A 21447-nucleotide genomic window follows, 5' to 3' on the forward strand; every position below is an offset into this window, starting at 1 on the left:
GGGTCACCGAGGGAGGGAAGGGCCGGTCAGAGGGCCCGCTGCCGGATCAGACGCAACACGCGGCGGACCACACGCGACCGAAGTCGATGTGGTGGCGCGAAACCAAGCGCTGGTGGGCGGTCATGCGGTCAATTGAGCAGGACATCCCGCTGTTCGTCAAGCGGTGCCCGGATGCCGGGCACCTCATCGGCCTTTCTCTCCCCCGGCGTTGTTGACACATCCGTGCCAGGGGCACATACGATCGACGACGGACCGGCCCCGCCCCGCGCGGCGGCCCTTCCGGCCGCGTTGAGGGACGCGGCGCATGTGACGTCGTCGAACCCCGGCCGCCCCGTGTCCGCGCAGCGCCCGCGCCGTCGCGTTCTCCCACGGCTGTCACCGGGTGGTCACCCACGCCTGCGATTCCCTCCCCCGGAGAGCCTCCCGATGGTCACACCTTCCGACGTCACGTCCCTCCCTGCCTCGCACCCCCCGGAACCAGTGGGCGCCCCCGGGCCCGGCCTGCCGCGGATCGTGCCGCGCCGGCACATCGGCCGGTGGGTGACCGCCGCGGCCGCGCTGCTGGTGTTCGCCATGGTGCTCAACTCGGTCGTCCGCAACCAGGCTTTCCAATGGGGCGTGGTGGGGCGGTACTTCACCACCCCCGCCGTGCTCGACGGGCTGGCGCTCACCCTGTGGCTGACCGGAGCGGTGATGGTGCTCGGTTTCCTGCTCGGCACCGGGCTCGCGGTGATGCGGCTGTCGGGCAACCCGGTGCTGCGCACGCTGAGCTGGGGCTACGTGTGGGTCTTCCGGTCCACGCCGCTGCTGGTGCAACTGCTGTTCTGGTTCAACATCGGCGCCCTGTACCCGACGCTCGGCTTCGGCATCCCGTTCGGCCCGGAGTTCGTCACCGTCAAGACGGTGAACCTGCTCGGTCCCACCCTCACCGCCGTCATCGGCCTCACCCTGCACGAGACCGCCTACGCCGCCGAGGTGGTGCGCGGCGGCATCCTCTCCGTCGACGCCGGCCAGACCGAGGCCGCCCAGGCGCTCGGGCTGAGCAGGCGCCGCACCCTGCGCCGGGTCGTCATCCCCCAGGCGATGCGCTCCATCGTGCCGACCGCCGGGAACATGCTGATCGGCACCCTCAAGGGCACCAGCATCGTCAGCGTGCTGGCCGTGCACGACCTGCTGTACTCGGTGCAGCTGGTCTACAACCAGACCTACCAGGTCATCCCGCTGCTGATGGTCGCGACGCTCTGGTACGTCGCGGTCACCAGCGTGCTCGGCGTGGGTCAGTACTACGTCGAGCGGTACTACGCGCGGGGCGGCTCCCGTGAGCTGCCGCCCACCCCGCTGCGGCGGCTGCGCGGTCACCTGTCCGCCGTACGCGCCCGGTTGAGCGCGTCGGCGGCCGCCGACGCCCGTCCCGTGATCGGCGGTGACCGGTGAGCAGCACCCCCTCCGCAGCCGTCCTGGTCGTCGTCGGGGCGGGTCCGCGTGCCACCGGCCTGCTGGAGCGCATCGCGGCCAACGCCCCCGAACTCTGGGACGAGGAAAGGCAGTTGCACATCCACCTGGTGGATCCGCACCCGCCCGGTCCCGGCCGGATCTGGCGGCACGCGCAGTCACCGCTGCTGCGGATGAACTCCATGGCCGAGGACGTCACCATGTTCACCGACGAGTCCTCCACGATCGACGGCCCCGTACGGCCGGGTCCTTCCCTCGCCGAGTGGGCCGCCCAGTTCTCCGGCAGGGGGCCGCGTCACGCGCCGTACACCGAGCCCGCGGATCCCGGCGTGCTCGCCGAACTGCGCGCCCTGGACGGGACCGACTTCCCCACCCGCCGCGCCCAGAGCGCCTACCTGGACTGGGTGTTCCGCAGGGTGCTGACCGAACTGCCGCCCTCCGTCACCGTCGAGTGGCACCGCGCCACGGCGACCGCCGTCACCGGCCCGCCGGACGGCCCGCAGCGCGTGCGCCTGGCCGGCCGCGCCACACCGCTCACCGCCGACCTGGTGGTCCTCGCCCAGGGACACCTCGGCTCGGCCCCCGCCGCCGAGCACCGCGGCCACGCCGCCTTCGCCCGCCGCCACGGCCGCTTCCACCTCCCGCCGGACTTCTCCGCCGACACCGACCTGTCCGGGCTGCGGCCCGGCGAGCACGTGATCCTGCGCGGCTTCGGGCTGGCCTTCGTCGACCTGGTGACCCTGCTCACCGAGGGCCGCGGCGGCTCCTACCGCACCGAGCCCGACGGCACCCTCACCTACCTGCCTTCCGGCCGCGAGCCCGTCCTGCACGTCGGGTCCCGACGCGGAGTGCCGTACCACTCGAAAACCCGCTACCGCCTCCAGGGCCCCCGGCCCGCCCTGCCGCGCTACTTCGGCCCCGACGCGGTCGACGCCCTGCTCGCCGGGGCCCGCCCGCTGGACCTGCGCCGCGACGTGTGGCCGCTGATGGCCAAGGAGATCGGCTTCGGCCACTACCACGAGCTGTTCCACGCGCACCCCGAACGCACGGTCCTGTCCTGGCCCGACTTCGCCGCCGCCTACGAACACCTCGACTGGTACTCCGACGCCATGGCCGCCCTCGTCACCGAGGCCGTGCCCGACCCGGCGGACCGGCTGGACTTCGAGGCCCTCGACCGCCCCCTGGACGGCCTGTCCTTCCCCACGCCGGACGCCTTCCAGGAGCATCTGCGCCACCACATCGCCCAGGACGTCGCCCGCCGCGAGGACCCGGAGTTCAGCGCCGACCTCGGGGCGTTCCTCGCCCTGCTCTCCGTCTACGGCCAGCTGCCGCGCCTCGTCGCCGCCGGCCGGCTCACCGCCCGTTCCACGGCCGACGGCCTCGACGGCTGGTGGCACGGCTTCTTCAGCTTCCTCGCCTCCGGCCCGCCCGGCTTCCGCCTGCGCCAGCTCCTCGCGCTGTCCCGGGCCGGCGTCGTCCGCTTCGTCGGCGCGGACATCCGGATCGGCACCGACGAGTCCACGGGCACGTTCACCGCCACCAGCCCCACCGTCCCCGGCCGTTCCTTTCACGCCACGGCCCTGATCGAGGCGTACCTGCCCGGCGCCTCCCTCGACCGCACCGAGGACCCGCTCCTGCGCGACCTGTACCGTCGGGGCGCGCTCGCCGAGGAGGTCGTCGCCGACCCCGCCCACACCCACCGCTCCGGCCTGCTGACCGTCTCCCCTGCCGACGGCCGCCTCGTCGACCCCGCCCTCGGCGGCCCCCACCCCCGCCGCGTCGCCCTCGGCGCCCCCACCAACAGCCGGGCCGTCGCGGCCTTCGCCCGCCCCCGCACCGATTCCCCCGGGTTCCGCCAGAACGACGCGGTCGCCCGCGCGCTCCTGCGCGCCCTGGGCACCGCCGGGGCCGGGACGGCGGCGCGTCCGGGGGACGGACGCCCTCTCACCGTGTGAGACCTTCCCCACTTTTCCTATCGAATTACTAGGGAAGCATTGACGGTGTCCGGCGCGGGCGCACAGCATGATGAGCATGTCCCGTACGCAGCAACGACTCGTTCGTCGTCGGCACGTCGACTTCGGTCACGTCGTCAGCGCCGCCTGCTGTCGCGCGTAAGGCACGGCCCGCTCGCCCGTGCCGCTCCGCACCCCGTTTCGCAGGTGATCAGGCAAGCCGCTCACGGCGCCTGACGGCCCGACACACATCCGAGGGACAACCGCCATGACCACGGCACTTCCGACCCCGACCGCCCCGGACGACCGGCTCCTTCCCGACGCGCGCCGTCTTCGCCTGGTGGGCGACGCCGCACGGAACGGCACCGGGGAACACACGCCCGCGCCGCTCGTCGGTTACCTCCTGCTCGTCCCCGAGGGCACCGATCCCGCCGAACTCTTCGTCAAGGACAGGCCGCGCCCCGAGATCCGGCCGGTCACCGCCGTGGACCCGAACCCCGTCCGGCAGGCGGGGGACGATGTCGTCCGCATCGACACCGCACGCCGTTCCGCCGAGGTCGACGGACGCGAACTCGACCTCACCTACCTGGAGTTCGCGCTGCTGGCGCATCTCGTCCGTCATCCCCACCACGTGCACGCGCGCGATCGGCTGGTGTCCGCCGTCTGGGGCTACGCCCACGTCGGCGACGGCCGCACCGTGGACGTCCACATCGCCCGCCTGCGCCGCAAGCTCGGCGAGGCCCACCGGCACCGGATCGTCACCGTGCGGCGCGTGGGCTACAAGTACGTGCCCGGCCCCGACGCCGCGCTCCGCGGCCGACCTTGAGGAGACCACGCCCGTGAAGGCCGTCTCAGCGCCGCCCCCTCCCCCCTCGCCGGCCGGCCCGACCGGGCCCGGCCACGCGCACTGGCTGCGGGTGGCCCGCGAGGCGGCCGACGACCTGGCCACGGACACGGTGGCCAGGGAACAGGCGGGCAAGCCCCCGTTCGACGAGGTGTCCCGGCTGCGCGAGGCGGGGCTGCTGACGCTCCTGGCGCCGGCCGGATCCGGAGGAGGAGGCGCGGACTGGCCCACGGCCTACGCGGTCGTCCGGGAGGTGGCCGCGGCCGACGGCGCGATCGGGCAACTGCTCGGCTGTCACTACTTCCTGTCGTGGAGCGCCCGGTTCTTCGCCGTGCCCGCCCTGGCGGCACGCACGGAGGAGCGGTCCGCGGCCGAGGGGTGGTGCTGGGGCGGCGGTTTCGCCCGTCAGGAGCCTCCCCTGACGCTGACCAGGACCTCCCGCGGCCTGGTGCTCGGCGGCCGGCAGAGCTACACCACCGGGGTCCTGGTCGCCGACCGCCTCGCCGTGCGCGCCGTACGGGAGGACACGGGTGAACCACTCGCCGTCGTGGTGGATCCCACCCGGCACGGCGTCCGGGTCGACGCCGACATCGACACCTTCGGGCAACGGCTCGCGGCCGGCGGCAGTGTGGAGTTCGACGGCGTACCGGTCACCGACGGCGACGTGCTCGGTCCCCTTCCCGCGGACGAGGACTTCCCGTCACCCCGGGCCGCCCTGGCGTCACCGGCCGGGCACCTCGTCTCCGTCCAGCTCCTTCTGGGCCTGGCCGAGGGAGTGCTCGCCGAGACCCGTGAGTACGGCGGGACGGGCCGGGCGCCCTGGCACCTCCCCTGGTCGGCCGGTACCCCCCACGACCCGGAGGTGCTGACCGCCTACGGGGAACTCACCGTCCTCACCCGCTCCGCGTCCGCACTCGCCGATCAGGCGGTGGAGGCCGTACAGGGCGCGCTGGCACTCGGCGAGGACCTCACCTACGACGCGTACGCGGGCACCTCCGCCCTCGTGGCCATGGCCGAGGCCGCCGCCTCCAGAGCCGCGCGGGAGTCCACCACCCGCGCCCTCGACATCATCGGCCCCCACTCCGCCTCCGCGCGGCTGGGCCTGGACCGCTTCTGGCGCGATGCCCGGACCCACACCCTGTACGAGCCCGTCGCCCAACGGCTCCGCGAGGTCGGGGACTACTTCCTCAACGGCGCCCACCCTCCGTTCGTCCTGCCCTCCTGACCCCGCGGCGGTACGTCCGGGCCCGGATCCGCACCCCGCGCGTCCGGGCCTGTCGGCCCGCGGTCCCGGTGGGTTCACCGGCGGCCGTCGCGGGGCACGTCCGCGGCCCCGCCTGCCCGGGACCGCTCCGCGCCTCCCGCCGGGACCCCGGCCACCGCCCTCGGCGCCCTCCGTGCCGCGCGGTCACCGCGCCGGCCGCCGGAACCGGCACGGACGGCGGTCACCCGTGGAGGACGGCCGGAGCCGTACGGGATAATGGGACGCATGCGGATCTCAGCCAGGGCGGACTACGCGGTACGTGCCGCGCTGCAGCTCGCCGCGTCACGGGACGACGGGCCACTGAAGGCCGAGGCCATCGCCGTCGCCCAGGACATCCCGCACAAGTTCCTCGAGAGCATCCTGAACGACATGCGCCGGGGCGGTCTCGTGCTCAGCCAGCGCGGCGGCAACGGCGGCTACCGGCTGGCCAGGCCCGCCGAGTCCATCAGCATCGCCGACGTCATCCGCGCCGTGGACGGACCGCTGGTCTCGGTGCGGGGGGTCCGCCCGCCGGACCTGTCCTACACCGGCCCCGCCGAGTCCCTGCTCCCCCTGTGGATCGCGCTGCGGTCCAATGTGCGCGAGATCCTCGAGGGCGTCTCGCTCGCCGACGTCGCGTCGGCCCGGCTGCCCGACGACGTGGCCGCGCTGACCGACGCCCCGAAGGCCTGGGTGAATCCCTGACGCGCCGGGCCGCCAACCCGGTATCCCGACAGGCGAGATGAGCGCGTCCGCCATGTGAGCACCCCCTTGGGACGGGCGCCTCCTTCTGCCACGATCCCTATCAACCAGGTAGGAAAACTAGGAATCCGTGGGGGTGGCCATGCGAACGCTCAGCCGCGCGGACCTGTCGCTCTTCCTGCTGACCTCGCGCCGCCACATCGACCTCGGCCGCACGTCCAGCGCCCTCTGTCGGCCCGTCTGAGACCGCCCGCGGAGCGCCCGACGGCGCTCCCCGCCCGCGTACGCCTCCGCTCCCGGACCCGCGACGGCGTTCCCGCCGCCGAACGGCCTTCGAACGGGGCGCCCGCGCACGTCCACGCGCTCTCACCTCGCGCTTTCCTCACCTCCCCGACCGGCTTCTTCCCCGAGAGGACACCTCCGTGTCTGCCGCAAGACCGCTCACCGCCCTGCGCACCCTCGCCGCCGTAGCGGCGTTCCCCCTCCTGCTCACCGCCTGCGGCTACGGTTCCGACGCCGCTGACGACGACAAGCGGGCCGAGGTCGCGGCGGGCGCCGAGAAGCTCTCCGCCGACGAGGTGAGGATCGGCTACTTCCCCAACCTCACGCACGCCACCGCCCTGGTGGGCGTCCAGGAGGGTCTGCTCCAGAAGGAGCTCGGCGGCACCGAGATCAAGGCCTCGACCTTCAACGCCGGACCCTCCGAGATCGAGGCGCTCAACGCCGGGTCCATCGACATCGGCTGGATCGGCCCCTCCCCCGCCATCAACGGCTACGCCAAGTCGAACGGCAAGAACCTGCGCATCATCGGCGGTTCGGCCTCCGGCGGCGTGAAGCTCGTGGTCGACCCGGACAAGATCAAGACCCTGGACGACCTCAAGGGCAAGAAGATCGCCACGCCCCAGCTCGGCAACACCCAGGACGTGGCGTTCCTCAACTGGATCGCGGAGAAGGGCTGGAAGGTCGACGCGGCGAGCGGCGCCGGCGACGTCTCCGTCGTCCGCACGGACAACAAGGTCACACCGGACGCCTACAAGTCCGGCTCCATCGACGGCGCCTGGGTACCCGAGCCGACCGCGTCCAAGCTGGTCTCCCAGGGTGCCGAGGTGCTCCTCGACGAGGCCGACCTGTGGCCGGACAAGAAGTTCGTGATCACGAACATCATCGTGTCGCAGAAGTTCCTGAAGGAGCACCCGGATGTCGTCGAGGCCGTGCTGCGCGGTTCGGTGAACACCAACGAGTGGATCAACGCCAACCCGGACGAGGCCAAGGCGTCCGCCAACGCGGCGCTGAAGGAGCTGTCGGGCAAGGAACTGCCCGCCGACGTCATCGACCCGGCCTGGAAGTCGATCACCTTCCTCGACGACCCGCTGGCCTCGACCCTCGACGCCCAGGCGGACCACGCGGTCAAGGCCGGCCTGCTGGAGAAGCCCGACCTGAAGGGCATCTACGACCTCGGGCCGCTCAACAAGGTCCTTAAGGCCGAAGGCAAGGAGGAGGTCGACGACGCCGGTCTCGGCACCGAGTGACGGCCACCGCGCCCGAAGCGCTCCTTGGGAGATGACGGCCACGACGACGGCACGGACGGCCGGCCCGCCCCGGTGTTCCAGGAGCACGCGCTGTTCCCGCGGCCGACCGCGGGCGGGGACGCCGGACTCGCGCCGGGGCTCGGGGGATCGCCGAGTCCGCTCGTCGGGATCGGCGTCGGCCCGCCGGTTTCGTCCCGCCGGGGCGGCGCGTGCCGCGCGGCCGGGGTCTGCCGGTCGCGTGCGTCCGCGCCGGTGGACACCGCCGGGCCGGCCGGCCCTCTCACCGGAGCGCTTCCGCCTGGCGGAAGCCTCCTTGTCCGGCGGTCACGGTCGACAGGACCCTGACCCCGACCGTGGAACGCGGGGCGGCGACGCCCCGCCGACAGGGACGGGGCCGTCATGCCGCACATCACCGCCTTCGCCAGGAACCAGTGGTACGTCGCCGCCCACAGTCACGAGGTGGGCCGGGAGCTGCTCGGCCGGACGGTGCTCGGGGAGCCGCTCGTGCTCTACCGCACCGAGGGCGACGGAAGTCCGGTCGTGCTCAACGACCGTTGCGTGCACCGTCGTTACCCGCTCTCCGAGGCGCCGACGCGGCTCGACGGCGACCGGATCGTGTGCGGGTACCACGGGTTCACCTACGACACGACCGGCACGTGCGTGTACGTGCCGGGGCAGAAGCGGGTGCCGCGCACCGCGCGCGTCGCCTCCTACCCCGTCGTCGAGCAGGACTCGCTGGTCTGGGTGTGGATCGGCGACCCGGCGCTCGCCGACGCGGAAAGCATTCCGAGGGCCCGGCACCTGGACTCCCCCGGCTGGGTGACCGTACGGGGCATGGAGCCCGTCGACTGCGACCACGGGCTGCTCGTCGACAACCTCCTCGACCTCTCCCACGAGACCTATCTGCACGGCGGCCACATCGGCACCCCCGAGGTCGCGGAGACGCCGATCACCACCGAGGTCGACGAGGGCGCCGGGATCGTACGGGTGAGCCGGCACATGGACGACGCCGCGTGTCCGCCGTTCTACGCCCGGTCGACCGGGATCGAGGGGCGGATCACCCGCTGGCAGGACATCGAGTACCACGCGCCGTGCCTGTACCTGCTGCACAGCAGGATCGCGCCGGTGGGTGTGCTGCCCGAGCCGGACGGCAGCGACCCGGGCGGCTTCCACACCGAGATCACGTACGCCATCACGCCGTCCGCCGACGGCAAGGTGTACGACTTCTGGGCGGTCTCGCGGGACTGGGCCACCGACGACACCGAGGTGAGCGAGTTCCTGCGGAGCAACAACCACACGGTCGTCATGCAGGACGTCGACGCGCTCAACCTGCTCCAGCGCTCCCTCGGCACCGAACGCGCCGGCTACCAGGAGCTGAGCATCAACATCGACACCGGCGGTCTGGCCGCCCGCCGCATCCTCGCCCGGCTGGTGGAGGAGGGGAACAAGCCCGTGGAGAGGGCCCGATGAGCGGGCGCGGCACCGGCGAGGTCTACCGCGTCGACTGGCTGCCGGGCACCGATCTGCTGCACGGCACCTGTCACTGCGGGCGCGAGCACACCGCGCAGGACCCGGTCGAGATGTGGGAGTGGATGCTCGCGCACCCGTGGGGGCACGAGCCGCGGGGAGCCGGTGCATGACCTCGTACGACGACGTCGGACTCGTCGTGGAGCGGCGGGAGCCGGCGGCCGAGGGCGTGCTCGTCCTCACCCTGCGGCACCCGTCGGGCGCGGAGCTGCCCGGCTGGGAGCCGGGCGCGCACATCGACCTGCTCCTCGGACCGGAACTGGAGCGGCAGTACTCGCTGTGCGGGGACCCGGCCGACCGGGACCGCTGGCGGATCGCCGTCCTGCGCGAGAAGGACGGCAGGGGCGGCTCCGCGTACGTGCACGAGCGGGTGCGGCCGGGCGACAGGGTACGGGCGCGCGGGCCCCGCAACCACTTCCGGCTGGAGCCGGCCGGGCGTTACCGCTTCGTCGCGGGCGGCATCGGCATCACCCCCGTCCTGCCGATGCTGGCCGCGGCCGAGGCGGCGGGCGTCGACTGGACGCTGCTGTACGGCGGGCGCACCCGCGCCTCCATGGCGTTCACCGGGGAACTGGCCCGGTACGGGGAGCGGGTCACGCTCGTCCCCGAGGACGAGGCCGGGTTGCTGGACCTCGCCCCGGTGCTGGACGGTCTTCCGGAGGACGCCCTCGTCTACTGCTGCGGTCCCGGTCCGCTGCTCGACGCGGTCGAGGAGCGGTGCCCGGCCGGAGCACTGCGCGTGGAGCGGTTCCGGCCGCGGGAGCGGGACACCGGCGTGGACCGCGCGTTCGAGGTCGTCCTGGCCCGCAGCGGCCGGACGCTCACCGTCGCGCCGGACGTCTCCGTCCTGGACGCGGTGCGCGGGGCCGGGGTCGAGGTGCTCCACTCCTGTACCGAGGGCACCTGCGGCACCTGTGAGACCGAGGTGCTGGAGGGCGAGCCGGACCACCGTGACTCGGTGCTCACCGAGGCGGAGCGGGCGGCCGGGGAGACGATGCTCATCTGTGTGTCCCGGTGCCGTGGGCGGCGGCTCGTACTGGACCTGTGATCCGCGGGGTTGTCAACTATTGGACCGCGTACGGGGATTGACCTTGTCTCGGCACGGGCCATACGTTCCCGATCGGCACGTTCGTTCTCTCTGCGCACAGCCTGTCGGAGCATCCGGTCCGGTCCCACCGCGGGAGTCACAGTCATGCGTCGTCGTCTGCTCATCGGCCTCACGGCCGCATCCGTCCTGATCGCCGCGACGGCCTGCGGCTCCTCCGACTCCGACGGGTCGGACGGAGCCGGCTCGTCCGGCGGCACCACCAGCGTGACGGTGGGACTCATCCCCATCGTCGACGTGGCGCCCCTGTACCTGGGCCAGAAGAAGGGCTTCTTCAGCGAACGCGGGCTGAAGCTCGAATTCTCCAGCGCGCAGGGCGGCGCCGCCATCGTGCCCGGCGTGGCCAGCGGCCAGTTCGCGTTCGGGTTCTCCAACATGACCTCGCTGATGATCGCCCGGTCCAACGACGTGCCGGTGAAGGCGGTGGCGAACGGTATCGCCTCGACCGGTGTGGTGGGCAAGGACTTCGAGGCGCTCACCGTCAAGGGCGACAGCCCCATCAGGTCGGCGAAGGACCTGGAGGGCAAGAAGGTCGCCATCAACACCCTGAAGAACATCAACGAGACCGCGGTACGCGCCTCGGTGCGCAAGGCGGGCGGCGACCCCGACGAGGTGGAGCTGGTCGAGCTGGCCTTCGACCAGATGCCGGCCGCGCTCGACGGCGGGCGGATCGACGCGGCAATGGTGGTGGAGCCGGCGCTGGCCACGATCAAGAGCCAGGGCGGCCGCGAGATCGCCTCCCCCATGATCGACGTCGCGCCGGAGCTCACCGTCGCCATGTACTTCACCTCCGTCAAGTACGCGCAGGAGAATCCGGAGGTGGTGAAGAAGTTCCAGGAGGCCACCGCCGAGTCCCTGGCCTACGCCGACTCCCACCCCGACGAGGTGCGCGAGATCGTCACCACGTACACGAAGATCCCGGCCGACGTGCTGGCGAAGGTGACCCTGCCGAAGTGGCCGGCCGAGCCGAACCGCGCCTCCATCGAGGAACTGGCGGAACTGGGCGCCGAGGACGGGCTGTTCAAGCAGACCCCGGACCTGGACGAGCTGCTGCCGTGAGGGGAGCCGACGCCGCTCTCGGCGCGGCCGGGCTCGCGGCCTTCCTCCTCCTCGCGGAGGCGGTGCCGCGGCTCGGCCTGGTCGAGGAGGAGTACTTCCCGCCGGTCACCCGGATCGCCGACGCCCTCGGCACGGAACTCGCGGACGGCGCCTTCTGGACCGCGCTCGGCGACACCCTCACCGGCTGGGCGCTGGGCCTGGCGATCGCGGCCGTCTCGGGGATCGTCGCCGGGGTGGTCCTGTCGGTGGTGCCGTACCTGCGCGAGGCGACGGCGTCCACGATCGAGTTCCTGCGCCCCATCCCGTCGGTCGCGCTGATCCCGCTGGCGGTGCTGCTGTACGGCACCGGACTGGAGTCGGTGCTGCTCCTCGTCGTGTACGCCTCCTTCTGGCAGGTGCTGATCCAGGTCCTGTACGGCGTCCGGGACGTCGACCCGGTCGCCGAGGAGACGGCACGGTCGTACGGGCTCGGCACCTGGGCCAGGGTCCGGCACGTGCTGTGGCCGACCGCGCTGCCGTACGTGATGACCGGGGTGCGGCTGGCGGCGGCGGTCGCGCTGATCCTCGCCGTCACCGCCGAACTCGTCATCGGGGCACCGGGCCTGGGCGCGCGGATCGCGGTGGCGCAGACCTCGCAGGCGGTGCCCGAGATGTACGCGCTGATCGTCGTCACCGGACTGCTCGGGCTGCTGATCAACGTCGGGGCCCGGTCGGTGGAGCGGCGGGCGCTGGCCTGGCACCAGTCGGTGCGCGGGGAGGTGGCGGTGTGAGGCGGCTGCTGCTGCGGCTGGTGTTCGTGCTCGCGCTGCCGCTGGTGCTGGTGGCGGTGTGGTGGGTGTCCTCGGCCGGCAGCGAGGACGTGTACTGGCCGCCGCTGCGCACGATCCTGGAGACCTTCCCGGAGGTGTGGACCGGTGAGCGGTGGCGCGGTGACGTGCTGCCCAGCGTGCTGCGGCTGGCGGCGGGCTACGCCCTGGCGGCCGTCGCCGGTGTCGCGCTCGGCACGCTGATCGGCTCGTACCGGAGGGTGCGGGCGGTGTGCGAGCCGGTCCTGGAGTTCCTGCGGGCGGTGCCGCCGCCGGTGTTGGTGCCGGTGATCATGCTGTTCGCGGGCATCGGCGACATGATGAAGGTCGTCGTCATCGCGAGCGGCTGTCTCTGGCCGGTGCTGCTCAACACGGTCGAGGGGGTGCGCGCGGTCGACGCCGTGATGACCGAGACGGCCCGCTCCTACGGCATCACGGGCGCCGCCCGCCTCAAGGAGGTGGTGCTGCCCTCGGCGAGCCCGCAGATCTTCGCGGGGCTGCGGCAGGCGCTGTCGATCGGGATCATCCTGATGGTGATCAGCGAGATGTTCGCCGCCAGCAACGGTCTCGGCTTCACCGTCGTGCAGTTCCAGCGCTCCTTCGCGATCCCCGACATGTGGACCGGCATCCTGCTGCTCGGTCTGCTCGGCTTCGTCCTCTCGGTCCTCTTCCAGCTGGTCGAGCGGCGGGCGCTCGGCTGGTACCACGGTCTGCGCGCCGCCGCCCGGCGGTCCCGGTGAATCTCGCGAAAGGGCGGTCGATGCTCGACGTACGCGGTCTGCGGAAGGTGTACGAGGGTGCGGGGCGGCACGTCGAGGCGGTACGCGACCTGACCTTCACGGTGGAGGCCGGTGAACTGGTCTGTCTGGTCGGCCCGTCGGGCTGCGGCAAGACGACGCTGCTGAAGTGCGTGGGCGGGCTGCTGGAACCGACGGCCGGTGAGGTGTTCCTGGCCGGGCGGAGGGTGGACGGCCCGCCGCCCGGGATGGCGTTCGTGTTCCAGGAGTACGGGCGCAGCCTGTTCCCGTGGATGCGGGTCGGGCAGAACGTCGAACTCCCGCTGAAGCAGAAGGACCTGGGCAAGGCGCGGCGCCGCGAGCTGGTCGCGGACGCCCTCGCCTCGGTGGGGCTCGCGGACGCGGCCGGGGCGTACCCGTGGCAGCTCTCGGGCGGTATGCAGCAGCGGGTGGCGATCGCGCGGGCGCTGGCGTACGAGCCCGAGGTGCTGCTGATGGACGAGCCGTTCGCGGCGGTGGACGCGCAGACCCGCGCCGATCTGGAGGACCTGGTGCGGCGGCTGTGGCGGGAGCGCGGGATCACGGTCCTGTTCGTCACCCATGACATCGACGAGGCGGTGTACCTCGGCGAGCGGGTGATCGTGCTGTCGGCCTCCCCCACCGTCGTACGGGAGCAGCTGAGGATCGACCTGCCCGCCGGGCGGGACCAGTTGGGCACCCGCGTGTCCCCGCGCTTCGCCGAACTGCGGACCCATGTGTACGAGCAGATCCAGGCGGCGAAGCGCGGGGGCACCCCGGTCGAGACGGACACGCCCCCGCTTCACTGAACGACGCGGTGCGGTCGTCGGGCCACCGGGCTCAGACGCGGAGCCACACCGCGGTGTCCTTCGGCAGCCGTCCGTCGGTGTCCAGGGGGCCGCTGGCGAGGAGGACCTCGGCGTGCCCGGGCAGTCCGGCGGGGGTGTCGGCGAGGTTCACCAGGCAGTGTGTGCCCCCGTCGCGGGTGAAGGCGAGCACGCCGTCGGTGGTGGGGAGCCAGGTGAGCGGGCCGTCGCCGAAGACCGGGCGCAGGCGGATCGCCTCGCGGTAGAGGGCGAGCATCGAGCCGGGGTCCCGCGTCTGCCGGTCGGCCGCGTACGACGCCCAACCGGCGGGCTGCGGCAGCCACGGTTCGCCGCCGAACCCGGCGTGCGGCGCGCCGGCCGTCCACGGCAGCGGCACCCTGCACCCGTCGCGGCCGGGGTCGGTGCCGCCGGAGCGGGCGTGCATGGGGTCCTCGATGCGGTCGAGGGGGATGTCGGCCTCGGGCAGGCCGAGTTCCTCGCCCTGGTAGACGTAGACCGTGCCGGGCAGGGCGAGGGAGAGCAGGGCGGCGGCGCGGGCCCGGCGGGTGCCGAGGGCGAGGTCGGTGGGGGTGCCGAAGGCCTTGGTGGCGAAGTCGAAGCCGGTGTCGGCGCGGCCGTAGCGGGTGACGGTGCGGGTGACGTCGTGGTTGCACAGCACCCAGGTGGCGGGGGCGCCGACCGGCGCGTGTTCGGCGAGGGTGTCCTCGATGGAGGTGCGCAGGCGGGCCGCGTCCCAGGGGCAGGTCATGAAGGAGAAGTTGAACGCGGTGTGCAGTTCGTCGGGGCGCAGGTAGCGGGTGAAGCGTTCGGTGTCGGGGAGCCAGACCTCGCCGACGAAGACGGCGCCGTACTCGTCGGCGACGGCCCGCCAGGCGCGGTAGACGTCGTGGAGTTCGTCGCGGTCGACGTAGGGGTGCGGGTCGCGTCCGGCCACGAAGTCCGGCAGCCGGGGGTCCTTCACCAGCAGGGCGGCGGAGTCGATGCGGACGCCGGCCACGCCCCGCTCGAACCAGAAGCGCAGGACGTCCTCGTGCTCCTGGCGGACGGCGGGATGGGCCCAGTTGAGGTCGGGCTGCTCGGGGGCGAACAGGTGGAGGTACCAGTCGCCGTCGTCCAGCCTGCTCCAGGCGGGACCGCCGAACTCCGACCGCCAGTCGTTCGGGGGGAGTTCGCCGTGCGCGCCGCGGCCGGGGCGGAAGTGGAACAGTTCCCGCTCGGGGCCGCCGGCGAGCGCGGCCCGGAACCAAGGGTGCTGGTCGGAGACGTGGTTCGGCACGATGTCGACGATCGTGCGGATGCCCAGGTGCCGTGCCTCGGCGATGAGTTTCTCCGCCTCGGCGAGGGTGCCGAAGGCCGGGTCGATCGTCCGGTAGTCGGCGACGTCGTAGCCGCCGTCCTTCATCGGGGACAGGTACCAGGGGTTGAACCACAGGGCGTCCACGCCGAGTTCGGCGAGGTACGGCAGCCTGGCGCGGACGCCGGCGAGGTCGCCGGTGCCGTCGCCGTCGCCGTCGGCGAAGCTGCGGACGTACACCTGGTAGATGACGGCGGAGCGCCACCAGTCGTCGTTCGGGGCGGGGGTGGGCTGTCCCACGGTGCGTGCCTTTCTCTTCTGTGGACGATGTGCGGTGTCAGCCCTTGGTGCTGCCCGCGCTGATTCCGGCGATGATGTGCCGCTGGAAGACGAGGAACAGCGCGACCATGGGGATGCTGGCGATCACCATCGCGGCGATGAGCACGGTGAGCTGGATGTTCTGCGACAACTGCACGAGGGCCACGCTGATCGGCTGCTTGCCGGTGTCGGAGAAGACCATCAGCGGCCACAGGAAGTCCTGCCACACGGCGACCAGCGCGAAGATCGACACCACGCCGAGCACGGGCCGTGACATGGGCAGCACGACCGACCACAGGGTGCGCAGCTTCCCGGCGCCGTCCATCTCGGCGGCTTCGAGCACGTCCCTGGGCAGTTGGTCGAAGAACCGCTTGAGCAGGTAGAGGTTGAAGGCGTTGGCGACGGCCGGCAGCCAGATGGCGAGGGGGTCGTTGAGCAGGCCGAGGTCGGCCACGGTCAGGTACTTCGGTACGACGAGGGCCTGGGCGGGGACCATCAGGGTGGCGAGGATGCCTCCGAGGACCAGCGTGCCGAAGGCGGGCCGGAGCTTGGACAGGGCGTAGGCGGCGGCCGTGCAGAACACCAGTTGGAACAGCCAGGCGCCGGCCGCCTGCACCACCGTGTTCCACAGGTGGGTGGGCAGCTCCATCAGCTCCCAGGCGTCGGTGTAGCCGCTGGTGCTCCAGCTCTCCGGGACGAGGGTGGGCGGGGTGCGCGCCACCTCGTCCGGTGACTTCATCGCGCCGCTCGCCATCCAGTAGACGGGGAAGAGGAAGGCGAGCGCGAACAGCACGACGACGCCGGTGAACACGGTCCAGTAGACGGCCCTGCCGCGCGAGCGGGCCAGCACGGCCGGGGAGACGAGGGTGCGGGTGGTGCTGCTCATGCGGCCTCCTCTCCGGAGCGGGTGAGGCGGAGGTAGACGGCGGAGAACAGCCCGAGCAGGGCGAGGAGCATCACGCTCAGCGCGCAGGCGCCGCCGAAGTCGTTGTAGAGGAAGGCGTACTTGTAGATGAGGTAGAGGACGGTCACGGTGGCGTTCTCGGGGCCGCCGCCGGTGATCACGAAGGGTTCGGTGAACACCTGCATGGTGGCGATGATCTGGAGCAGTATCAGCATGAGGATGACGAACCTGGTCTGCGGGACCGTCACGTGGCGGATGCGCTGGAGGAGGTTCGCGCCGTCGAGTTCGGCGGCCTCGTACAGCTCGCCGGGGATGGACTGCAGGGCGGCGAGGTAGATGAGGACGGTGCCGCCCATGTTGGCCCAGGTGGCGACGATGACGAGGGAGACCAGTGCGGTGTCGGCGCCGTTGGACCAGTTCGAGGTGGGCAGGTGGAGGAAGCGCAGCGCCTCGTTGGCGAGGCCGGCGCCGGGGTCGTAGAACCACTTCCACAGCAGGGCGCTGACCACCGGCGGGATCATCACCGGCAGGTAGACGACGACCCGGAAGAAGGCCTTGGCGTGCCGCAGTTCGTTGAGCACGAGGGCGAGGACGAAGGGGATCGCGAAGCCGATCAGCAGGGCGAGCAGGGTGAAGGTGAGTGTGTTGCGCCAGGCGGCGCCGAACTCGGGGTCGTTCAGGACCCGGGTGAAGTTGGCGGTGCCGACCCATTCGGGGTCGGAGCCCGGCGTGTACTTCTGGAAGGCGATCACGACGGCGCGGACCGCCGGGTACCAGGAGAACAGGGCGAAGCAGACGAGTCCGCCGGCGAGGAAGCCGTAGGCGCGCAGGTGGTCGGTGAGGCGGCGCCGTCTCCGGTCCCCTGCCGGGGACGGCGCCTTCACCGGTCGGGTCCGCGGGGCCGTGGGCGGCCGTTCAACCGTCTTCGTCACCGGTCAGCTCCGGGCCAGGATGCCGTCGATCTTGCCGGAGGCGTCCTTGAGGAGCCGGTCGATGTCCGCGTCCTCCTGGGTGAGGACGGCGGAGACGACTCCGTCGAGGATGGAGTAGAGCTGCTGGGCGTGCGGCGGCTCGATCTTCATCTCCAGCCGCTGGTTGCCGTCGAGGAAGGCCTGGTAGTTCTCCACCGGGACGTTGGCGTTGGCCTTCTTGACCTGCTGGTCCTTCTCGTCGGCGGCGCCGGTGAAGAGGCGGGGTTCGGGCAGGCCGACGGGGGCGTCGTTCTTCTTGGCGCGGGCGTAGTCGCCGAGGAATCCGTCGCCGGGGGTGAGGAACATGTGGTCGAGCCACTTGAGGCCGGCGCGGATCTGTTCGGGTGAGGCGTTCTTGTGGAACATGTAGCCGTCGCCGCCGATGAGGGTGCCTTCACCGCCGGGCATGGGGGCGAGGGCGATGTTCTCGTACGCGGCGCCCTTCTCCTTGACGAGGATGGGGATGTTGTCGGGGGCTGCGAGGTACATGCCGAGTTTGCCGGCGCCCATCATCTGCTGGACGTCGTTGATGACGAGCAGTTGCTTGCTGCCCATCGACTCGTCCTTCCACCGCATGTCGTGGAGGGTTCGGAGCACGGCACGGCCCTCGGGGGTGTCGATGGTGGCCTTCTCGCCGTCGGCGCTGACCACGTCGCCGCCCTGGGAGTAGAGCTCGGCGGTGAAGTGCCAGCCGCCCTGGTTCTGGGCGCTGTAGTCGGCGTAGCCGACGGTGCCGTCGCCGAGTGCGGCGATCTTCTTGGCGGCGGTGCGGACCTCGGCCCAGGTGGTGGGCGGCCGGTCCGGGTCGAGGCCGGCCTTCTCGAAGAGTTCCCGGTTGTAGATCAGGCCCATGGAGTAACCGGTGCGCGGGATGCCGTAGACCTTGCCGTCGACGGTGTAGATGTCGCGGAGCTGCTGCTGGATGGTGTCGTAGCTCTTCAACTCCTTGACGTACGGGGTGAGATCGGCGGCCTGGTCGATGTCGACGACGTGCTTGGCGTCGGTGAAGTAGGTGTAGAAGACGTCCTCCATCTGTCCGCCGGCGAGTTTGGCGTCGAACGTCTTCGGGTCCTGGCAGGGGAACGCGTCGTGCGGGACGACGTCGATGTCCGGGTTCTCCTTCTCGAAGGCGGCGACGTCCTCCTCGAAGAATTGGCGGTCGACCTTGGCGCTCTTGGGCGGCATGCAGTTGACCGTGATGCGGGTCTTGCCGCCGGCGGCTTCGTCGCCGTCCGAGCCGCAGGCGGTGAGCGTGAGCGCGCCGACGCCTAGCGCGACGAGGGTACGACGGATCCCGGTGCTTCTCATCGGTGGACCCCTTACGGGACAGGAGCGAGTGAACCCCTCGGAACAGGAGCGGTGGGCGGGGCACACTCAAGCACCGACGACATCGGTCCGCAAGATGTCGCGCAGAATCTGAAATTATTCGACAGTGGAGCGGGGCTCAGGGACGGGGCGCCTGGGCGGTCGACCCCCGTACCACCAGCTCGGGTTCGAACAGCAACTCCTCGGGGGCCACCACGCTGCCGCTGATCTGCGCGTTCAGCAGTTCCACCACCGCCTTGCCCATGGCCTCGATGGGCTGCCGGACGGTGGTCAGCGGGGGCTCGGTGCAGTTCATCAGCGCCGAGTCGTCGTAACCGACGACGGATATCCGTCCCGGGACGTCGAGTCCCTTGCGGCGGGCGGCCCGTACGACGCCGAGGGCGAGGGGGTCACTGGCGCAGATGAAGCCGGTGACGCCCCGCTCGATGAGCCGGGAGGCGGCGGCGTGACCGCCCTCGATGGAGAACATGGCGCGGGCGACGTGCTCCTCGGGCACCTCACCGGCGACCGCGCGGGCGGCGGCCAGCTTGCGGGCCGAGGGCACGTGGTCGCCGGGGCCGAGCACCAGCCCGATGCGCTCGTGGCCGAGCGAAGCCAGGTGCCGCCAGGCCTGCTCCACGGCCACGGCGTCGTCGCACGACACGGCGGGGAAGCCGAGGTGTTCTATGGCCGCGTTGACGAGGACGACCGGGATGTTGCGCTCGGCGAGCCGCCGGTAGTGGTCGTGGGGCGCGTCGGCCTGGGCGTACAGGCCGCCGGCGAACACCACGCCGGAGACCTGCTGCTGGAGCAGCAGGTCCACGTAGTCCGCCTCGGAGACGCCGCCGCGGGTCTGGGTGCACAGCACCGGCGTGAGGCCGAGCTGGGCCAGCGCGCCGCCGATGACCTCGGCGAAGGCCGGGAAGATCGGGTTCTGCAGCTCGGGCAGGACCAGGCCGACCAGCCGGGCGCGCTCACCGCGCAGCTGGGTGGGCCGCTCGTAGCCGAGCACGTCCAGGGCGGAGAGCACGGCCTGCCGGGTGGCCTCGGAGACCCCCGGCTTGCCGTTGAGCACCCGGCTGACCGTGGCCTCGCTGACCCCGACCTTCTTCGCCACCACAGCAAGTCGTCGTGTCATGCGCGCAAGAATAACGCAAGAAACGCAAGTCTCTTGCGTCGCCGCGCAAACTCGTCGTCAAGGCGCCGCCCAGAGCCCTCGGACGTGCCCGAGGTGGCGGGTCATCACGGCCCGTACGGCCTCCGTGTCCCGGGCGAGCAGCGCGTCGAGCAGCTCCAGGTGCTCCTCGGCCGACGCCTCCAGCCGCCCCTGCTCCACCAGCGCGGTCAGCCCGTACAGCCGGGCGCGCCGCCGCAGGTCCCGGACCACCTCGACCAGGTGGCCGTTGCCGGCGAGCGCCAGCAGTCCCAGGTGGAAGCGCTGGTCGGCCTCGATGTACGCGATGAGGTCGCCGGCCGCGGCGGCGGTGACGATCTCCTCGGCGACCGGGCGCAGCGCCTCCAGGGCCACCGGGTCCGCGGTGGTGGCCAGGCGGGCCGTCGTGGGGATCTCGATGAGCGCGCGGACGTGGGTGTACTCGTCGAGCTGCCGGTCGGAGACGGCGGTGACCCGGAAGCCCTTGTTGGGCACGGTGTCGACCAGCCCCTCCTTGGCGAGGTCGAGCATGGCCTCGCGCACGGGAGTGGCGGAGACCCCGAAGCGGGCGGCGAGGCCGGGGGCCGAGTACACCTCTCCGGGGCGCAGTTCCCCGGCGATCAGCGCGGCCCGCAGCGCGTCCGCGACCCGTTCGCGGTAGCTGGGCCTGCGGCCGCCCAGATCGGAGAGGGCGGTGTTCACAGGACGAACCCCGCCGGGAACGGGTCGCGCGGGTCCAGCAGGTACTGGGCGGTGCCGGTGATCCAGGCCCGGCCGGTGAAGCTGGGCAGCACCGCCGGGCGGCCGGCCACCTCGGTGGTGCCGAGCAGCCTGCCGGTGAACCGGGTGCCGATGAAGGACTCGTTCACGAACTCGGTGTGCAGCGGGAGTTCGCCGCGCGCGTGCAGCTGGGCCATGCGGGCGCTGGTGCCGGTGCCGCAGGGCGAGCGGTCGAACCAGCCGGGGTGGATCACCATGGCGTGCCGGGAGTGGCGGGCGGTGGCGTCGGGAGCGGTCACCTGCACATGGTGACAGCCGTGGATGGACGGGTCCTCGGGGTGGACGGGCTCCCCCTCGGCGTTGATCGCCTCCATCAGGGACAGTCCGGCGGCGAGGATGTCGTCCTTGCGGGACCGGTCGAAGGGCAGTCCGAGCCGGTCCAGGGGCAGGATGGCGTAGAAGTTGCCGCCGAAGGCGAGGTCGTACGTCACCGTGCGTCCGTCGGGCAGGGTGGCCTTCCGGTCGAGGGCGACGGCGAAGGACGGCACGTTGCGCAGGGTCACGGCGGTGGCGGCGCCGTCCTCGACCGCCACCTCGGCGACGACGACCCCGGCGGGGGTGTCCAGGCGGATGGTGGTGACCGGTTCGGTGGCCTCGACCATGCCGGTCTCGACGAGCACCGTCGCGACACCGATCGTGCCGTGTCCGCACATCGGGAGGTAGCCGGAGACCTCGATGTAGACGACGCCCCAGTCGCAGTCGGGCCGGGTGGGCGGCTGGAGGATCGCGCCGCTCATCGCGGAGTGCCCGCGCGGCTCGTTCATCAGCAACCGCTTGACGTCGTCGCGGTGTTCGCGGAAGTGCAGGCGCCGTTCGTTCATCGTCGCGCCGGGGATGGTGCCGATGCCGCCGGTGATCACACGGGTGGGCATGCCCTCGGTGTGCGAGTCGACGGCGTGCAGGACGAGTTCGCTGCGCATG

At 71.9% G+C, this 21447-nt stretch carries 21 protein-coding genes and 1 pseudogene; 15 read left to right on the forward strand and 7 right to left on the reverse strand.

What is annotated here, in order from left to right:
• Positions 1–426 precede the first annotated feature (426 nt).
• The 15 genes and pseudogenes from ACH5AO_RS06815 (at position 427) to ACH5AO_RS06885 (ending at position 13783) form a co-directional block, all read left to right on the forward strand.
• Positions 427–1434 (forward strand): amino acid ABC transporter permease, encoded by a 1008-nt coding sequence (locus ACH5AO_RS06815; RefSeq protein ID WP_398922535.1) that lies wholly within the window; start codon positions 427–429, stop codon positions 1432–1434.
• On the forward strand, positions 1431–3407 hold the full coding sequence (locus ACH5AO_RS06820) for an FAD/NAD(P)-binding protein (protein WP_398922537.1): 1977 nt from the start codon (positions 1431–1433) through the stop codon (positions 3405–3407). The genes ACH5AO_RS06815 and ACH5AO_RS06820 overlap by 4 nt, the downstream gene beginning before the upstream one ends.
• Before the next feature lie 265 nt (positions 3408–3672).
• Positions 3673–4230: a winged helix-turn-helix domain-containing protein gene (locus ACH5AO_RS06825; protein ID WP_398922539.1), complete on the forward strand. Its 558-nt coding sequence runs from the start codon at positions 3673–3675 to the stop codon at positions 4228–4230.
• A 13-nt stretch (positions 4231–4243) separates the two neighbouring features.
• On the forward strand, positions 4244–5473 hold the full coding sequence (locus ACH5AO_RS06830) for an acyl-CoA dehydrogenase family protein (protein ID WP_398922541.1): 1230 nt from the start codon (positions 4244–4246) through the stop codon (positions 5471–5473).
• A 264-nt stretch (positions 5474–5737) separates the two neighbouring features.
• Entirely contained in the window at positions 5738–6196 is a 459-nt protein-coding gene (locus ACH5AO_RS06835) for an RrF2 family transcriptional regulator (RefSeq protein ID WP_398922543.1), read from the forward strand.
• Between the two features lie 139 nt (positions 6197–6335).
• Complete coding sequence (locus tag ACH5AO_RS06840) at positions 6336–6437, forward strand: putative leader peptide (protein ID WP_398922545.1); 102 nt, start codon at positions 6336–6338, stop codon at positions 6435–6437.
• 178 nt (positions 6438–6615) lie between these two features.
• On the forward strand, positions 6616–7722 hold the full coding sequence (locus tag ACH5AO_RS06845; protein WP_398922547.1) for an ABC transporter substrate-binding protein: 1107 nt from the start codon (positions 6616–6618) through the stop codon (positions 7720–7722).
• A 51-nt stretch (positions 7723–7773) separates the two neighbouring features.
• A pseudogene (locus tag ACH5AO_RS06850) lies at positions 7774–7875 on the forward strand (ABC transporter ATP-binding protein); the annotation flags it as partial.
• Positions 7876–8121: 246 nt separating this feature from the next.
• Entirely contained in the window at positions 8122–9192 is a 1071-nt protein-coding gene (locus tag ACH5AO_RS06855) for a Rieske 2Fe-2S domain-containing protein (protein ID WP_398922549.1), read from the forward strand.
• On the forward strand, positions 9189–9362 hold the full coding sequence (locus ACH5AO_RS06860; protein WP_398922552.1) for a hypothetical protein: 174 nt from the start codon (positions 9189–9191) through the stop codon (positions 9360–9362). The genes ACH5AO_RS06855 and ACH5AO_RS06860 overlap by 4 nt, the downstream gene beginning before the upstream one ends.
• Positions 9359–10297 carry a PDR/VanB family oxidoreductase gene (locus ACH5AO_RS06865; RefSeq protein WP_398922554.1) on the forward strand — a complete coding sequence of 313 codons (939 nt, stop codon included), beginning with the start codon at positions 9359–9361 and terminating at the stop codon, positions 10295–10297. Before ACH5AO_RS06860 ends, ACH5AO_RS06865 begins: the two co-directional genes overlap by 4 nt.
• A gap of 144 nt (positions 10298–10441) precedes the next feature.
• Complete coding sequence (locus ACH5AO_RS06870; RefSeq protein WP_398922556.1) at positions 10442–11413, forward strand: ABC transporter substrate-binding protein; 972 nt, start codon at positions 10442–10444, stop codon at positions 11411–11413.
• Complete coding sequence (locus tag ACH5AO_RS06875) at positions 11410–12183, forward strand: ABC transporter permease (protein WP_398922558.1); 774 nt, start codon at positions 11410–11412, stop codon at positions 12181–12183. Before ACH5AO_RS06870 ends, ACH5AO_RS06875 begins: the two co-directional genes overlap by 4 nt.
• Positions 12180–12959, forward strand: coding sequence for an ABC transporter permease (locus ACH5AO_RS06880; RefSeq protein ID WP_398922560.1), 780 nt, complete (start codon positions 12180–12182; stop codon positions 12957–12959). The genes ACH5AO_RS06875 and ACH5AO_RS06880 overlap by 4 nt, the downstream gene beginning before the upstream one ends.
• Before the next feature lie 20 nt (positions 12960–12979).
• On the forward strand, positions 12980–13783 hold the full coding sequence (locus tag ACH5AO_RS06885) for an ABC transporter ATP-binding protein (RefSeq protein ID WP_398922561.1): 804 nt from the start codon (positions 12980–12982) through the stop codon (positions 13781–13783).
• Positions 13784–13814: 31 nt separating this feature from the next.
• On the opposite strand, the gene ACH5AO_RS06890 is transcribed toward ACH5AO_RS06885, so the two are convergent.
• From ACH5AO_RS06890 to ACH5AO_RS06920, 7 genes are all read right to left on the reverse strand, one after another.
• Complete coding sequence (locus tag ACH5AO_RS06890; protein WP_398922563.1) at positions 13815–15395, reverse strand: alpha-amylase family glycosyl hydrolase; 1581 nt, start codon at positions 15393–15395, stop codon at positions 13815–13817.
• Positions 15396–15432: 37 nt separating this feature from the next.
• A complete protein-coding gene (locus ACH5AO_RS06895; RefSeq protein WP_398922565.1) occupies positions 15433–16299 on the reverse strand; it encodes a carbohydrate ABC transporter permease in 867 nt (288 codons plus the stop codon).
• Complete coding sequence (locus ACH5AO_RS06900; protein WP_398922567.1) at positions 16296–17249, reverse strand: carbohydrate ABC transporter permease; 954 nt, start codon at positions 17247–17249, stop codon at positions 16296–16298. Before ACH5AO_RS06900 ends, ACH5AO_RS06895 begins: the two co-directional genes overlap by 4 nt.
• Before the next feature lie 3 nt (positions 17250–17252).
• Positions 17253–18596, reverse strand: a complete 1344-nt coding sequence (locus tag ACH5AO_RS06905; RefSeq protein ID WP_398922569.1) for an ABC transporter substrate-binding protein — start codon at positions 18594–18596, stop codon at positions 17253–17255.
• Positions 18597–18732: 136 nt separating this feature from the next.
• Complete coding sequence (locus tag ACH5AO_RS06910; RefSeq protein ID WP_398922571.1) at positions 18733–19731, reverse strand: LacI family DNA-binding transcriptional regulator; 999 nt, start codon at positions 19729–19731, stop codon at positions 18733–18735.
• A gap of 57 nt (positions 19732–19788) precedes the next feature.
• Positions 19789–20448: a GntR family transcriptional regulator gene (locus ACH5AO_RS06915; protein WP_398922573.1), complete on the reverse strand. Its 660-nt coding sequence runs from the start codon at positions 20446–20448 to the stop codon at positions 19789–19791.
• Complete coding sequence (locus ACH5AO_RS06920) at positions 20445–21446, reverse strand: proline racemase family protein (protein ID WP_398922575.1); 1002 nt, start codon at positions 21444–21446, stop codon at positions 20445–20447. The genes ACH5AO_RS06915 and ACH5AO_RS06920 overlap by 4 nt, the downstream gene beginning before the upstream one ends.
• Position 21447: the final 1 nt, after the last annotated feature.

This window comes from Streptomyces sp. NPDC018964 (assembly GCF_044390325.1).
GTDB lineage: Bacteria > Actinomycetota > Actinomycetes > Streptomycetales > Streptomycetaceae > Streptomyces.